Annotated in this window: 12 protein-coding genes and 1 pseudogene; 4 read left to right on the forward strand and 9 right to left on the reverse strand. The window is 38.5% G+C overall.

Going from position 1 to position 16,258, the window contains the following annotated elements; all coding sequences use genetic code 11:
• Positions 1 to 292: 292 nt before the first annotated feature.
• From F6K27_RS28595 to F6K27_RS28605, 3 genes are all read right to left on the reverse strand, one after another.
• Complete coding sequence (locus F6K27_RS28595) at positions 293 to 472, reverse strand: hypothetical protein (protein WP_287279380.1); 180 nt, start codon at positions 470 to 472, stop codon at positions 293 to 295.
• Between the two features lie 613 nt (positions 473 to 1,085).
• The gene (locus F6K27_RS28600; protein WP_287279381.1) at positions 1,086 to 1,997 is read right to left on the reverse strand and encodes a metal ABC transporter permease; all 912 of its coding nucleotides are present in this window, start codon (positions 1,995 to 1,997) and stop codon (positions 1,086 to 1,088) included.
• A gap of 316 nt (positions 1,998 to 2,313) precedes the next feature.
• A complete protein-coding gene (locus tag F6K27_RS28605) occupies positions 2,314 to 3,033 on the reverse strand; it encodes a metal ABC transporter ATP-binding protein (RefSeq protein WP_287279382.1) in 720 nt (239 codons plus the stop codon).
• Positions 3,034 to 3,358: 325 nt separating this feature from the next.
• Here F6K27_RS28605 and F6K27_RS28610 point away from each other — a divergent pair, with 325 nt between their 5' ends.
• Both F6K27_RS28610 and F6K27_RS28615 read left to right on the forward strand, forming a co-directional pair.
• Positions 3,359 to 4,360: a metal ABC transporter solute-binding protein, Zn/Mn family gene (locus tag F6K27_RS28610; protein ID WP_287279383.1), complete on the forward strand. Its 1,002-nt coding sequence runs from the start codon at positions 3,359 to 3,361 to the stop codon at positions 4,358 to 4,360.
• 93 nt (positions 4,361 to 4,453) lie between these two features.
• Complete coding sequence (locus tag F6K27_RS28615; RefSeq protein WP_287279384.1) at positions 4,454 to 5,719, forward strand: OFA family MFS transporter; 1,266 nt, start codon at positions 4,454 to 4,456, stop codon at positions 5,717 to 5,719.
• Positions 5,720 to 6,164: 445 nt separating this feature from the next.
• Here the strand turns inward: F6K27_RS28615 and F6K27_RS28620 are convergent, their stop codons facing one another.
• The 4 genes from F6K27_RS28620 to F6K27_RS28635 all read right to left on the reverse strand — a co-directional run bounded on the left by F6K27_RS28620 (position 6,165) and on the right by F6K27_RS28635 (position 10,814).
• Positions 6,165 to 8,021, reverse strand: coding sequence for a tetratricopeptide repeat protein (locus F6K27_RS28620; RefSeq protein ID WP_287279385.1), 1,857 nt, complete (start codon positions 8,019 to 8,021; stop codon positions 6,165 to 6,167).
• A 188-nt stretch (positions 8,022 to 8,209) separates the two neighbouring features.
• A complete protein-coding gene (locus F6K27_RS28625; protein WP_287279386.1) occupies positions 8,210 to 9,250 on the reverse strand; it encodes a J domain-containing protein in 1,041 nt (346 codons plus the stop codon).
• Between the two features lie 330 nt (positions 9,251 to 9,580).
• The gene (locus F6K27_RS28630; protein ID WP_287279387.1) at positions 9,581 to 9,841 is read right to left on the reverse strand and encodes a DUF5132 domain-containing protein; all 261 of its coding nucleotides are present in this window, start codon (positions 9,839 to 9,841) and stop codon (positions 9,581 to 9,583) included.
• Positions 9,842 to 10,526: 685 nt separating this feature from the next.
• Positions 10,527 to 10,814 (reverse strand): hypothetical protein, encoded by a 288-nt coding sequence (locus F6K27_RS28635; RefSeq protein WP_153183409.1) that lies wholly within the window; start codon positions 10,812 to 10,814, stop codon positions 10,527 to 10,529.
• 639 nt (positions 10,815 to 11,453) lie between these two features.
• Here F6K27_RS28635 and F6K27_RS28640 point away from each other — a divergent pair.
• On the forward strand, positions 11,454 to 12,083 hold the full coding sequence (locus F6K27_RS28640) for a hypothetical protein (protein ID WP_287279388.1): 630 nt from the start codon (positions 11,454 to 11,456) through the stop codon (positions 12,081 to 12,083).
• Positions 12,084 to 12,943: 860 nt separating this feature from the next.
• Here F6K27_RS28640 and F6K27_RS28645 read toward each other — a convergent pair.
• Together F6K27_RS28645 and F6K27_RS28650 are read right to left on the reverse strand one after the other, a co-directional pair.
• Positions 12,944 to 14,548 (reverse strand): B12-binding domain-containing radical SAM protein, encoded by a 1,605-nt coding sequence (locus F6K27_RS28645; protein WP_124144740.1) that lies wholly within the window; start codon positions 14,546 to 14,548, stop codon positions 12,944 to 12,946.
• Between the two features lie 253 nt (positions 14,549 to 14,801).
• Positions 14,802 to 15,044, reverse strand: coding sequence for a hypothetical protein (locus F6K27_RS28650; RefSeq protein WP_124144741.1), 243 nt, complete (start codon positions 15,042 to 15,044; stop codon positions 14,802 to 14,804).
• Positions 15,045 to 15,474: 430 nt separating this feature from the next.
• On the opposite strand from F6K27_RS28650, the pseudogene F6K27_RS28655 reads away from it, so the two are divergent.
• Positions 15,475 to 16,167, forward strand: a pseudogene (locus tag F6K27_RS28655) (protein kinase); the annotation flags it as partial.
• Positions 16,168 to 16,258 lie beyond the last annotated feature (91 nt).

Below are 16,258 nucleotides of genomic sequence, written 5' to 3' on the forward strand. Positions count from 1 at the left end.
AGTTGTGATGAAGGATACAATATATATAGGACTACCATATTATTTGGCGTTGCACAGTGACGAATGATTTGATATTTTTGATAGAATTGGATTGTGGATTAATCAATTGCTAGAATGATTAATTAATAGTTATTTTTAGTCAAAATCTAAACCAATTTTTGGCAATATCATTCCATAATGTGCAACCCCCACATTTAAATTTGGAAACTATTTGTGATATCTTGAAAGTGAATTGGTATATTTCATCCTTTCATTAAAATCCAATATCAAAATTCTTTGCTAATTCTCTCAACTAATATTGAGTCGTCCAATGTGCAGTTAAATGCCCATTTTCATCTTTTAACCAAATCATATATAAACGACTATTTGATTCTTTTTTAGATGAATTTACTTGATTTTCTAATCTTTTTGCTACTGACTCGGAATTAATGGGATGATTTTCAGTAGTTGTTCTCTTTTCGTGTAATAGCATGGTTTTATATCCTTTTACTATAGAGACTAAGAGCTGATTTATCAAGTAAATATTATGAAACTGAATTACTTGCTATATTTGCTTTTTGGCAGTTATGGCTTACTAAAGCCTAAATTCCTGATGCAATATATCAGAGTTTTCCTGCATGCAGAATGCTGTGCAAATAGCTAAGTTGACGAATCAGCTCTAAATTAATAGAGGGAGAATTAATTGTTATTTATTTCCACCCCCTATATTCTTAATATTAATCTTTTTTTTCAGTTATTGATGTGATTGATGACGTTTTTTTTGGTGTTTAAGGGGAGGTTAAGGAGTGAGTTAAACTTCTATGTTTTAGTGATTTATATCATGTCCGGTTAAACAGTGATAAATAAATAACTGCGGAGGAGTCAGGAGTCAGTCCTCAGGAGTCAGGAGAAAAGAGGGAAGGAAGAAGAACAACAGGAGAAGAAGGAGAAAGTTTTTTTATAACTAATTATCCGGACATGATATTATATTAACAGAGACTGTGATTTAAGAATGAACCTGCTTTTGAAGAGGTTCTTACTTATGGTCGAGCAATTTGTCAAGAGCATGAATCTATTCTCGAAGCGCAAGACAAGCCATGAAATATTTATTTGGTCATGTCTTTAACGAACTTGGATTGCGTCAAAATCCCCTGGGATGGACTGAACAGGAACGCCAGCATAAAAAGCCCAAAAGCTACTAGAACGATAGCAGACCCCGAAGGAATATCCAGGTAATAGCTCAAATACATCCCGGCAATACTGGCAAATGCCCCCAGAAAGCTGCCCAAAATCATCATCTGGTGCAGCTCTTTGACCAGCAGATAAGCCGTTGTTCCAGGTGCCACCAACATGGCAATCACCAGTAAAACTCCTACGGTTTGCATACTGGCAACCACCGTCAGGCTAATGGCGGTGACCATGCCTAGGTAATACAAGCGCACTCTCATGCCATCGGCCTGAGATCCAATGGGGTCAAAGGTGTAAAACAACAGCTCTTTGTAAAACAGCCAGACGCCAATCACAATAATTAACGTGATGCCAAAGGTCTGCTTCAGATTGTCCTGGGTGACACCCAGGATGTCGCCAAACAAAATGTGCATCACATCGATACGGTTTGCTCCTGGCAGCACCGTTACCAGTGTTGTGCCAGTCGCTAAAAACAATGAAAAGATCAATGCCATTACGGCATCCAGCTTGAGGCGGGATTTCGACTCAATGCCCGACAGGACGACGGCACTTACTACCCCCGCCACCAGCGCCCCCAGTGACAGGGGCAACCTCATAAACACAGCCACCGGCAACCCGGCCATGACAGAGTGAGCAATCATGTCCCCCATCATGCTCATCTGCTGCACGATCATGTAGCTGCCCACGACAGCGCACAGAATGCCCAGCAAAATTCCCATAATCAGAGCATTGCGCATGAATTCAAAGTTGAGGGGTTCAAGTAGTACGTTCAAGAAATTCTCCTTTTGATTTATCAATTTTGATGGTGTACAGGTTATACCAATTCCCATGCATTATTGCTATACTTGGGCGATACTTCAGTTATTAACTAATCAGCACAATCATAATCATTTTTTTGCTAATTTTAGCTAGTAATTATGTTAATTATTCTTATGTTTGTTTCTCCCGTACGGACGTTGCATAACAAAAATGCGAACGTCCCTACCTACTCAACATACAGGTAGAAAAGTTTTTGAGAAATGGTATTATATAAAATCCGGTTATACAGTAATCGCACTGATTACTTCGTGCCTTTCTCCGCGTCTCCGCGTCTCCGCGTCTCCTGACTCCGAGCAGGATACGATAACTAATTACCCGGATTCTATATTAGGCGGGGGCGAATAGTACCGGCCCTTCGTAGGCAGTCAGCATATTATCTTCTGTCATAACTTCGTGGCGCGGGCCTTTGGCGACAACGTGCCTGTTCAGCAATAACAGCTGATCGTAATTATCCAGGGTTTCGCTGAGATCATGGGTGATGATGAGCAAGGTTTTGGCCTGGGCTTTCAGCTCGTTAAAAATGTCGAACATAATGGATTCCGTTTTCTGATCCACTCCAGTGAACGGTTCATCCAGAATCAGGAGTTCGGCTTCTTTTGCCAGGGCGCGGGCTAAAAAGACCCGCTGCTGCTGCCCGCCAGATAGGTCGCTGATGCTGCGATCGCGGTACTCATACATCCCCACTCGCTCTAGCGCCGCCTTCACCAGCTCGCGAGATTGGCGACTGGGCCGACGAAACAGCCCGGTTTGCTGGGTACGGCCCATCATGGCAACATTCCAGACAGTGATGGGATAGTCCCAATCAATTTGCGATCGTTGGGGCACATAAGCAACCTGCGAAAGCTGCTGTGTCAGAGGTTTCCCTTTCAGCAGGGCGGTACCCGTAGCCGACTGAATCAGCCCCAGCATGGCTTTGACCATCGTGCTTTTACCCGCCCCGTTTGGGCCAATGATTGCCACTAACTCGCCAGCATCAAAGGTACAACTCACATTGTTGAGCGCCGTGAAACTGCGATACCTCACGGACAAATCTTGAACGATCAGCATAGTCTGCCTCTAGAAAAAAGTGAATAGAAAATGAAAAAAATATGATAGAAATATCATAAAATATGATGATGGTATATTATTGCAAATATATATCAAAATTTAACAATTTCCCAGTTGAGGGAAAATTGAGGGTTGTCGTTTGGCGGCATAATGCTGCTAGATAAGACTTCCGGAGGGTTGCCAAGGGAAGCAACTGAATTTTTCAGTCTGCTTAGTTGCGGCAACCTGCTGTTACCGATGCAGACCTGGTTTGTTTGCCACGGTCATGTTATGGACTTAATGGGATTTTTTCTCGACTATATACATACTTATTCAGGAGACTTCAATGCGTTTTTTATTTCAGTCAAAGCCTCGTTTTGCAGGTATTTTTGCGGCTTTAGCAGTTGTGGTTGGCGTGGCGACTGGTGGTGGCACTGCCGAGACGATCGCCAACCAGAGGGAAGGGAGAGATGCTGATGAAATCGCCCAGGCAGATGGCGGGACTCCGGAGGTCGTCGCCTCCTACAGTGTTCTCTGCAGCATGGTGGAGCAAATTACGGCGGGGGTGTTGGAACCCAACTGTCTGATCGCCTATGACCAAGACCCGCACACCTATGAAGCTAGGCCGTCTGACCGACGGGCGATTGAGGTAGCGGATGCCGTGTTCTACGCGGGGATGAACTTTGAGCCGTCGATTATTGAGATGGCGGAAGCAAGCACGACCCCAGCCCCCAAAGTGGCGGTACACGAAAAAGCCGTCCAGGACATTATTGAAGTGGAGGAAGAAGGGGAAGTGGAACCCGATCCCCACATTTGGCATGACGTTGAAAACGGCATCCGCATGGTGGAGGTAATTGAGCAAACCCTGACTAAAATCGACCCCGACAATGCCGATACCTACACAAGCAATGCTGATGCCCTCACCAGTAAGTTGGAGCGCTTAGACGCCTGGATTCCCAAACAAATTGCCACCATTCCAGAAAATCAGCGTCGTCTGATCACCACCCACGATGCCATGAGCTATTACTCCAGAGCCTATGGTCTGACGGTGGAAGGTACCCTACTGGGGTTCTCAACCGAGGAACAACCCACAGCAGCCCAGGTTAAATCCCTGACCGAGAAGATTCAGGCGATCGGCGTCCCCGTTTTGTTTGCGGAGCTAACCGCCAACGACAAGGTACTGGGGACTGTCGCCAATGAGGCGGGCGTGAATATTTCAGAGAACGTGCTGATTGCCGACGGCATCGGGGAAAAGGGCACTCCCGCAGGCAGCTATCAGGGTATGCTGGTTTACAACACCTGCACCATTGTGACGGGCTTAGGGGGCAAGTGTTCAGAGTTTAAGTAAGCCGGATGCTTCTGGGGCAAGCTGCCCCATCATAATTGCCGACCATTCTGAGTCAACTAATTTCAATCTTAATGCTTTTAGAAGTCAAAGGTTATGAGTGTAACTACTGATTATGAGCCAAAGATAAAAATATTGGGAATACCTCCACATCAGGGGAGATGGTTGTTCATTCCTTTAGGGATGACGATCCTACTCTGCTTGGGAAGTGTCTATTCCTGGAGCATTTTTAGAACTCCTTTAGAAAATGAGTTAGGAATTAGTGCCAGTCAAAGCCTATTGCCCTATACATTTGCTTTGGTTTTCTATGCTGCATTTATGCCGATCGCGGGTTTTTACATTCCTCGTATGGGAACCCGTCTGACAACTGCAATCGGGGGGACTATCGTCGGCTTAGGCTATATTCTTTCCAGCTTTGCCAACCATATTGGCATACTCATCTTCACTTATGGGATCATTGCTGGAACCGGAGTGGGTATTGTCTATGGTGTGCCTATGGTTGTCGTATCTCGCTGGTTTCCAGATAAGAAAGGGTTGGCTTTGGGATTAACCATTGTTGGCTTTGGACTTTCGCCCCTGATCACCGCTCCCTTAGCGAACCAATTAATCAGTGCCTATAGTGTTCGACCCACCTTACGCATTCTCGGTATCGCCTTTACAGCGATTATTCTAGCCATTTCCCTGACGATGAAGTTGCCTCCTAGGGACTGGCATCCTCAGCAGAATACCAGTGCTTCGACATCAAACTCAGGTCAGAGGGTACTCTCAAGCTATCCTGGGAACTTGTTTAAGAGTCGCTCCTTTTATGGGTTGTGGGTTTGCTATGCTATTGGAACCCTAGTCGGTTTGAGTGCAATTGGCATTTCTAGTCCAGTTGGGGAGGAAATCATAGATATTAATCCAACGGTAGCTGCTAGTAGTGTGGCCTTATTTGCTCTGTTCAATGGGGTCAGTCGTCCGTTGTTTGGTTGGTTGAGCGATCGCTTCAAACCTCACTATATTGCCACTTTGTCTTATGTGCTGATCTTAATCGCCTGTATATTAATGGCTAATGCTCAAACGGGACAAGTGGCAACCTATCTGATTGCTTTCTGTCTGTTTTGGTTCTGTCTTGGGGGATGGCTGGCTATGGCTCCAACCATTACATTGTGCTTTTTTAATCCTGACAACTATGCTCAAAACTACGGCATTGTCTTCACAGCTTATGGCGTTGGTGCTTTGATTGGCACACTGTTAACGGGCCGGATCAGAGATTTATTTGGAAGCTATAATTACGTCTTTTACCTGATGGCGTTTTTAGCGCTACTCGGTATCGTCATAGCCCAGGTGCTGCTGAAACGGGAAAGAGTGGCAGAAATCTAGCGATCGCCGATTTTGTAGGATGCGATCTCGACAGCGTAATCGATTTTAGGGTGATCGCCTAAAACCAATTTAGTTTTCAGTCGCTGTTCTAGACCAAACTTGAACCGGTTCGGCGAATAAAAAATGATAATCCCGTAACTCTCTGGTAGACATCCCCGATTCACTAGCTTCTTCAAATAATTCTTGAATTGATTCAACGGACTTGATATGATACCGCGATCGCACATTGATCGCTATTTTTTCTTATGATTAGGGGTGAACTTTGGAAAAAAGGTGTAAAACCTTTTCCCAATCAGGCTTTTAGCGAACGCCAAAAATTAGAATAATCCCAAATCCGGATAGTATGGAGAAGAGAAAGTCAAGCTGGCTACCAATAAAATAGGGATTTTAGGGAGGATTTTTGTTAAGAATATAGTCTGGGCGATCGCTCTAACTTTAACAGCTTCTAAAGTGACTGTTGATATTTCACCAAAAGTTCAGAGATATAATCATAACCATCCACCCCAATAACTGGCAAAATTTCTGACCGTTTCCTATCTAAAATATCATTAAAATCTTCTCCCAATTGCCCCTTCAAAACAACCATCAATCCAGCAGTTTGCCGCCATTCATTAGCACCAATTTGCTCTAACAAATACATACCCAAACAACCAGCAAAAATAGCTTGCTCCAAATTTTGTAAACTATAGTAAGCCTGAGCAAGATAAGCTAAATTCAAACCTTGTAAATACAAATCCCCAGAATATTGAGCAGCTTGCCAACCACCCACCAAATATAACAAAGCCTCTTCGGGTTTTTCTAACACCATAAATGCAATTCCCAAACTACTAAAACAAAGAGACTTACTCTGACCATCTCCCAAACTTTCCGATAACTTTAAACCCTGTTGTAGATAATTAATCGCATTTTCATAAATCTCAGTTTCCATCATTTCTTGTTGTCTAGCTTGGAAAACTTCACTAAAACCTAAATTAGCTAAAGCATTAGCTTCCCCTTTTTTATCGCCTATTTGTCGAGAAAACATCAACGCCCTTTGACTATAATTAATTGCCTCACTATAATCCTGCATCGCTACACAGGTCCGACTCAAATGATTAAGATTAGCAATTTCACAGAATTTATCCTCCGTTTCTTGGGCAATTTCTAAAGCTTTTTTATGAAATTCCATTGCCTTTAAATTTTCCCCCAAAGTTTGCTGAGAATAACCCAATAAAGTTAAAATTCTTGCCTTAGCTTGAGTACCTTTAACTATTTGCAAAGGAGCATCTAAATAACTCAAAGCATTCTGTAAATATTCTCCAGAAAAAGAAGCAAAAATCCCACCATAGAGCGGAAAATATTCCTGTTGAGAAAAGGCACGAAAAATTTGCAATGCCACCTGAAAACAAGAATTAGTTAAACGAGGTCTAGCTTGAAAACCATTAGCTAACTGACACCAAATAGTAGCAAAAGTTAAAAAAGTAGAAATAGATAATTTTGCCCCTACTTTAGCATCATAAATTAACTTATCAAACCATTCTACTAATCCTCTTTGTAAACATTGTAAAATTAATACCAATTCAACTAAATTACTAGCTTCAATACTCGCCTTACTCGCAAATTCTACAATCGACTTTTCCAAAGCAATAGTATTGAATAAACCTTCTGGAAAAGAACTATTTACCTGTTTTGCCCATAATATCCACGGTCCTCGTTGTTCGGGAGTACCACCAAATCCTAATTGACCCCTACTTTGGTCATAAATCCAACTTACCAAATAAGGTTGCAGTCGTTGCCAAGCATCTAAACCTTTAGTAATACCAGTCGCAAACTGTTGCAAGTCTTTTTCTAAATCAGGGTCAGCAGTTTGGAGTTTTTGTCCGTCTAAATTTTGGGCCAGTTTTTGTAGTTGATTGAGAGTTAGAGGTTGTTTTTGGTTAGGGTCAATAGCATTGAATAAAGTAGTCAGGCGATCGCTAGACTCAGCATTAATAATTTCTTGTACAGACGAAGCGATCGCTTCTTGAGTCTGATTTAGTTTTTCCCACCGCTCCCATTCTCCCTGAATAGTTTTTAATGCTCGCAAACGACGATTAGCTTTTGCTTGTTTTAACTCATCAGCTTCTGTATCTACTTGGTTTTGGACAGTTTGCAGACGTTCATCAAAACAACGTTCAAAAATTTCGCCCGTACCACTACTAATTTCTTTTACCAGCATTTGATATACTTGTTCCTTAGAACGAATTTGACCTTTGAGAGTAATTTCCAAAATGTGGTCAATTAAATTGAGATAGCGTTCCTGCCAAGAAATAGATTCTGTCATTTTAAAATCGTTTTAATTACTTATCTTTTCGTTTATAAGTTTCATTCCTACCCACTTCACCTATAGTTTCTACAAGCTTGTTGGGGTTTGACTCCATCCACTTTTCCTTTCCTTAATTTCTTCGGTTCTTCCTTCTTTTTTCTTCCTTCTTCCTTCTTAAATACAATCACAATACCGATTAAGTTAATTTATACATTTACCACTACAAACATTTTTTCAAACATTTCATTAATCAGATCTTCCATATCATCTCTATTTACAGAATTAGGACCTCTAACAAACTCTTTTAGTGTAATTTTCCGGTCTTTAAAATCTTTAACAAAATTATGCAATACTTGCAAAGAATTTAGATCAACTTCTGCTTCTGCAACCAAATTTTCCATCAAATTTTCTCCTTTTCGCTTTGCTTTGCGATACTGTTTTACCATATTTCCTTGAGGAGTCTTTTTCACTTCTCGTAACTCTGATTTAACTTGTTCATATTGTTGAGATAATAGTTCAATTTCTTTCTCTAATTGTTCGCATTCTTTTTCACTATCATTTTGGGAAAACTTAACATTTTCTTGATTCTTATCTCTTTCAATCTCTAATAACCGAGCTAGATCGCCACTTTGATAAGCAATATTAATTTCTTTCATTATTTCAGTATAGAAAACACGAGTTTCATTATCCCTAGCTTTATCTGGGTGAAATTTATCGGCTAATTTTAAGAATATTTTTCTCAGGTCTCTACTAGGACGTGGTTGAGAAATATCTTCATTTTCATCATAATGATGATTTTCTCCAAAAAAATCTTTCTCCTTTGTCTGTTCATAATCATTTCTATCTTCATCTTGAAAATTTGTCGATGATGACCGAGAAAAATATTCTGGGCGAGGAGAAATTTTACCTGTCAATTGTAAGATTCGATAAATATCTATAACTTCTTGCTTTTGACGTTTTCCTAAAAGTTTATTACTTAAAATTTTATCAAATAGCCCATGAATTTTTTGATCTAGACTATTAATTTTGTCATACAATGGTCTACTTTTTTGACGCACTTCTTGAGTGAGTGTTTGCATTTGTTGAGTCAGGTTAGACAACTCAGTTTTTTTACGTTTGATTTTGCTCAGAAGTTTTTTATGCTTTTCGTTGAGAAAATCAATCCTAGCGTGAATGGAAGAGAAGGATAAAGCATTTTCTTGAGGTAGAGAATTAGAAGTTGCTGTTTTTTTAGTTTTTCTTGGCATAGATAGTAAGTATAATAATAAAAACTTTGGTAATTTAATCTTTTACAGTCTATCGTAATTTACTCAATGTGTCATCTGAGTAAGAATATATAGCGCTACGCGCAACTCAAAAGTCAAAAGTTAAAAGTTAAAAGTAATATCTGACTGAGTTTGAGCATTTATAAATTTCCTAACCTATTTGCGTAGTGCTATAGTATCTCTAATTAATTCAAAAAGCTAAAATGGAAATTGTTTCTTACCAAATTACTCAAAATCATTAACACAAAAAAAACAGGGGATAACATCCCCTGTTGCCAACAGAATTTACCAACAATATGCTTTTTATTTATATTAGTCTTTAACAGAAACTTTTACCATTTGCGCTGCTGTGATTTTTTCTGTCTTTACTTCAACTACTAAAGTATTAACTATTTCTCCAATTTCAGCTAAAGTTGCTTTACCATTTTCATAAAGTCTGGTCCCGCTTTTAATAATTGTCTTAGCAATAGACTTTTGTACTGGATTCACCCTCGAGTTTACTGATACCGAACTAAAATTAAATATTAAAGCTAATACATTAATCTGCTTAACTGTTTTCAGTAGACTTGACATAATTGATTTCCTTTTTTTTACTTAAGGTTACGAGTATTTCAAGTTTTTCTCGGTAGAATTTTGCTATTTATTGTGGAGGTTTTGTTGTAGAGTTAGAGTTAGCTTTATTTACTAAATTTGTTAGATTATCTACAGCTTTCATTTTTATCTTTAACTGTAGCCCAATCTCATAAGTCATTCTCCTAAATTAAATTTCTCTGATTTGAAACCGCTGATCTATTACTAATGCTAACCTCTGAGTTCAAACTAGGTTTATTGCTTCATTAATTTATAGATTAATACTATTCTCGAAAAAAAGCAACCCTTGTTACGGTTATTCATAACTTTATTTTATTAGAAAAATTTAATATTAACCTGGAAAACCTTAATTTTAAAGACTTTGAAAGGAGTAAGAGAGTAATCTTAAACTTAAAAGACAATAATCTACTAAGGTAATTTTATAAGTATTTATTCTCAAACAATTCAATTTATATTATTTGGATTCTGTGAGAAATCCCTATTCCCTATAAGCACTAAACGAGTAGGGGAGTGAGGGAGTAGGGGAGTAGCAAACATAAGAATAATATATACTTACTACCTAATAATCGCTATTCACGTTATTGAATCCTAATAATTACTTAATCATTGAAGTCTTGCATAACTATAGAATTCTTTTTAAGAAATGATATTAAGTAGGGTTTGCTGATTAAATATCAAAGTATTGACTGGTATTAGTTTGAGCAATTTTAGGTCTGGAGGGGGTGCGAGGTTTTAGGTGGTAATGGTTCAAAAATTCAGGATTTTGGTCAAGAGTTGAGCAGAACAATCTTGGGACAAAACGCCCGCTCCTACCTCCTCGCTCGTTCCCATTTCTCCGCTCCTGGGAGGGGGAGGGGCGAGGGGTGGGTTGTCTCCTGTCTCCTGTCTCCTGTCTCCTACCCTCACCCATAAGACTTTTGAGCGCAAACCCTAAGTATTTTTTGATGTTTAGCAATATTGTTTTTGCTCGTTGGGTAAGATACAATACCAATTCTTAACAGTGAATACTATAGAACTCATTTGATATCTATTTAAAAAGAGATGGGGAGGTGGGGAGGTGGGGAGGTGGGGAGTATTTTTCAACCTGCTTAGTGCGCGTTCCCTCTCTTGGTCAGCATTCCCTTGGGTCTGAACCGACGCGGGATCTGACCGCTCTCTTGGTCGAGCAGTGCGCCCTGCGGGTTCCCAAGGAGCTGTGGGCAGGACCTGCATCCGCCCTTTATTAGCCACTTAAAGCAACTGCCATACGTAAAGCTTCTCTGTTAGCGTAGCTCCTCCGAAGGAGGAAAGATATACCCGAAGGACGCGGAGTCCCATCCGCTTTTTCCTTTATACCTTCCCTACTTTCTAACTTTTGACTTTTTAATTATGACTTTTGACAAAAAACTGAATCGGCGACAAAGATACCAAATGGGTTCTATAGATGTGTCTTAATCAAGCTCAAAATTATTGAATTAGCTGAAGAACTAAAAATTATTTTAGGACATTTCTCTATATCCCTGTTCCATGTTGCCTATTCCCTGACAACTAAAATTTATTGTCCTATACCAAAAGACGTATTGCTATATATAGCGACAAATAAATCAGATAATGAGTGTCAACTATTACCAATTACTCTTTAATGTTTACTGGAATTATTCAAGAAACGGGAAAAGTTTATCAAGTTCGCTTACAAGGTTTGGGATGTGAATTAATTCTTGATGTTTCTGATAGTTTATATACTGAAGTGGAAATCAAGTCTAATATTTCTGTCAATGGGAGGGCGTTAACAATTTTAGGTAAAGAGATATTAGGAGAGTTTTATCTATTAAAGTTTTATCTAGCTTCGACAAAAGTTGCTGCACAATATGAAGGACAGAAAAAGCTGAATTTAGAAAGGTCTATTCGTTTGGGAGAAGAAATTTCTGGGTCTTTATTTTATGGTGTACCTTCGGGGTATTGTCAGTTAATTTCTAAAGAGAATTTATCAGGGGGAGGGATAAAAATTGAGGTACTTTGGAATAATGATTTTCTTCAATATCTTGATGTTAAAGACCTGATTTGTTTGGATGGAGTACTGTTAATAATTAGGGATATGGCCAAATTTTATTTGGTGTTTGATATTTATCCAGAAACAGTTAATTTGACTAATTTAGTAGAAAAGGAAATTGGAGAATATTTTGCGATTGAAATTGACCCAATAGTTAAAAAGGTAGGGCAAATTTTAGCAAAAAAACTCCGTTGAAAACTGAGTGATATCATGTCCGGTTGAATACTGATAAATAACGACGGAGGAATCAGGAGTCAGTCCTCAGGAGTCAGTCCTCAGGAGTTAGGAGTCATACCAAATCTCAAAAAGTTTGTTATATATCTTTAATAATGGGGAGATGGGGAGATGGGGAGATGGGGAAATGGTAATCAAACATAGCATTACTATTAGACTTCTCCAAAAATATCGATTTTGGAACAGTATTATAAGGGTTGAAGAACCTTTTCTGGAGATGTCTATTCAGAAATGGTATTAAGAGGATGGTATTAGGAGGGAAGAAGGAAAAAGGAATAGAAGTATAAAGTTTTGATCGCGCTATTAAAGCTGATTTGTAAATTTAGCTAAAACCTTTATTTAACCTAACTTTCAGTGATTTAGGTATTATTGGGCTATAACTCCCAAAACCCTTGTATTCCAAAAAATTCAGCCTCTTAATATTTACTTTATAAATCATATCATGTCCGAAGGCAATCGTTTGTGTAAACCCAAGGGTGAATATCTACAGGAAATTTAGGTTTTTTTCTTACTCAATAGCCTTCTTCCTTACCTTCGCGCTTACAATACCGATGCTACCGGATATGATCTGATTTTAAAAAGTATTTCCTGACGGAATGCTCCGTAAACACCAATTGTTGCAGTCAGCATTTTCTAGGGTCATACTCCACAAACAGCGATCGCTCGCTGAAACCTAGAGAAATGCAATTTAAAGGAGATTTTAACCCGAGCTGAAAGCTTTTAGCTGACAGCTAGTTAATGATTTAAAGATTGTGGTTTTGCTAACCAAAGGAAAAATAGAAATGTAGAGAAATTGTATTAAACCTCTCTACTTGCAGACTTTAAGCTGCTTCTTCTTTTACCTTTTTTAATTTTGGTCTTTCTTGTTCCTTCTCTATGACATTTAACTGTTTATTCTCAGCTAAATATTCAGCTAACTGCGCTTCAATTTTTTCTTTGACAATATGACGATACTCATAAAAATGTTCGATATGAGCGGAGGTACTTATATAAGATGTCAAAGCACTAGGATTATTTTTTCTAATGCTAAACAAATGATGCCAAAATTTCCAACGAGTGTTCCGCTTTATTCCCTGTCGCCAACAAATAATCAACAATGCTCGTAATTCTATCCAACTGGGCATTTTTGCAGCACCTTTAGCAGTGGGAGCGCCCATCATTAAAAAATGTCGATAAGTTCGATCTAAAAACTTTTCATAGTCATACAACTGCCAAAATGCTTCTACATATTCTCTGGCAATATCTTCTATTGGTCTGGTGGGGATAAAATTTGTCAAGGTTACTTGATTAACGTTAGCACCTTTATCTAAAAGACGACCTTCCTTTTTTAGACGATGCCAAAGTGCAGTATTTGGTAAGACTTGCAACATACTAAACATGGCAGTGGGAATAGTTGTCTCTTCCACAAATTTAACGATGCGATCGCCTGCTCCTGGTTTTTCTCCATCAAAACCAATAATAAACCCTGCCATTACTCTGATACCAGACTTAATAATTTTCTCTACTGCTTCATTGAGAGGGTTACGATTATTTTGATATTTATGGGTTAACTCTAAACTATCTTCATCTGGCGTTTCTATTCCTAAAAATACCGCTCTAAGATTGCAATCTACCATTAATTGCATTAATTCTGGGTCTTCTGCTAAGTTAACGGAAGCTTCTGTAGTCAGTTTAAATGGACATTGATGTTCTGCTTGCCAAACTTTTAATTCTTTGAGCAACAATTTAACATTACGCTTATTGCCAATAAAGTTGTCATCTACCATAAATAGAGAACCACGCCATCCTAAGTCGTATAAGTAATCTAATTCTGCTAATAATTGTGCTGGCGTTTTGGTACGGGGTTTACGACCATACAGAACAATAATATCACAAAATTCACATTGGAACGGACAACCACGGGAAAACTGAACCGACATAGATTCATAATATTGCATTTCCAATAAATCGAATCTGGGAATAGGAGTTGTTGTCACATCAGGTTTATTCCCATCTGCACGGAAAATACCGTGAGTTTCCCCACGTTTGACAGCATCGACAAACATAGGCAAAGTAATTTCCCCTTCATCCAGAATTAGAAAATCTACACCACTGTCCAATTGTTCTTGGGGTAATGCTGTGGGATATGGGCCACCACAAGCTACTAATTTATTACGTCGTTTTGCTTCTCGGATTTGGTCATGTAAGTCTTCTTTTTGGACAATCATTGCCGAAAGTATGACTAAATCTGCCCATTCCCATTCTGTTTCTGTGACTGCCCTAATATTTCTATCGACTAATTTATATTCCCATTCCTGGGGTAAGATAGCTGCTACTGTTACTAACCCTAAAGGAGGTAGCATTACTTTGCGATTTATCAGTTCCAGAATTTTTTCAAAAGACCAGAAAGATTGGGGAAATAAGGGATAAATTAATAAAACTCGCATTAAATATTCGCTCCTCAAATTAGGATTAAATGTCTGTTTACACAAACTCTGCCTAACTTTAACGTTATTAAGTTAATTTCGGCAATAAATTAAATATTAATTATTTATTAAAGTAGTCATTTCAGTTATCATTTATCAATTATCATTACCTCCTATAATAGGAAAAAATTTGTTGGGTTTTCTCTATTGATAGACACTCTACTAATGTATAAATTAACCAAACCTAGATTTTCTTTACTGGTAGTAATTCTAATTAATTGAGATTATTAATAAATTGTTGGACTTGCCGAACATCAAGGTGAAGTATATTAGCAATTTTTTCCACAGAAAAGCCTTGCTTTAGTAATTCAGGAATAACCTTTAACTTTCCTCTTTCTTCTGCTTCTGCCATTAATTCCTGAGCAAAAGAGTTTTTTTTCAAATCATTAATACTAAATATAGCTTCTAACTCCTGATGACTCATTTCTGGTAATTTTTCCAAAACAATAACTGACAATAAATTCAATAATCTATCAGGTACAGTTTTAGATCCCCCCGCCCCCCTTTTTAAGAGGGGAGTATTCAAAGTCCCCCTTTTTAAGCTATACCTGATAAGGAACTCCTGAAAACCTTGTGGGGAGGGTGGGGAGTGTGGGGAGTGTGGGGGGCAAAAATCTTGTCTACAGTTTTCAAAAAAATGTATTTTTCAATACACTTTTCTCCTGAAAAATTCTCTCCAAGACTTATACATAACTTGTCTATTTTGTCAATTTTTATGTGAAGAAAGATGTTGATAAAGCATAGCTTTTTAAGGGAGATTTAGGAGGATCGTCAATGTACCTCATGAAGCAAAAAAATACTATAAACCCAGTTTCTTGTTTGGCTGCTTAAGTCCTGTTTATAATTTAGTCATAGAGTTTAGTAGATTCTAAAAAAAAATTATTATCATGTCTCAATGTCTCAACTCAGAATGTCTGAATATTAATCCCGATAATTTTCAGTTCTGTTAAAAATGTGGAGATCAACTATTACTTGTAGAACGTTATTGGGCAAAAAGTATTCTCGGACAAGGTGGTTTTGGTCGAACTTTTTTAGCTGTGGATAAGTTTAAACCTTCTAAACCTCCTTGTGTGATTAAACAGTTTCTCCCTCAAGCTTAGGGAACAGAAACTGTGGCAAAAGTTGCCGAGTTATTTGCACAGGAAGCGGAAAGGTTGGAGTTATTAGGAAAGCATCCACAAATTCCTGAACTTTTTGCTTATTTTTCTGTGGATAGTCGTCAATATTTAGTATAGGAATTTATTCAGGGAGAAACTCTACAACAAGAGTTAGAAAACCGTGGGGTTGTTAATGAAAGTCAGATTCGATAATTGTTAATAGACTTATTATCTGTTTTGCAGTTTGTTCACAGTCATAATGTGATTCATCGGGATATTAAGCCAGAGAATATTATTAGGATAGAGGCGGATAAAAAGTTAGTTTTGGTTGATTTTGGAGCATCTAAGATTATGCCGAAAACTCAACGTCGGACAGTGACAGAAACAGTTATTGGTTCGGCAGAATATTGTGCCCCGGAGCAGTCGATGGGAAAGGCAAAGTCTGGGAGCTATAGCAATGAGCGCTGGCATCTTTACATATTACATAAATATTGATAATGTAACATAAAAGTAACTGTATGAGCTGTATTTTTCATAAATTAGGCGATCGCTAAAGGTTAAAGTTTTAAGGATG

This window comes from Okeania sp. SIO2F5 (genome assembly GCF_010692685.1).
Lineage (GTDB): Bacteria > Cyanobacteriota > Cyanobacteriia > Cyanobacteriales > Microcoleaceae > Okeania > Okeania hirsuta.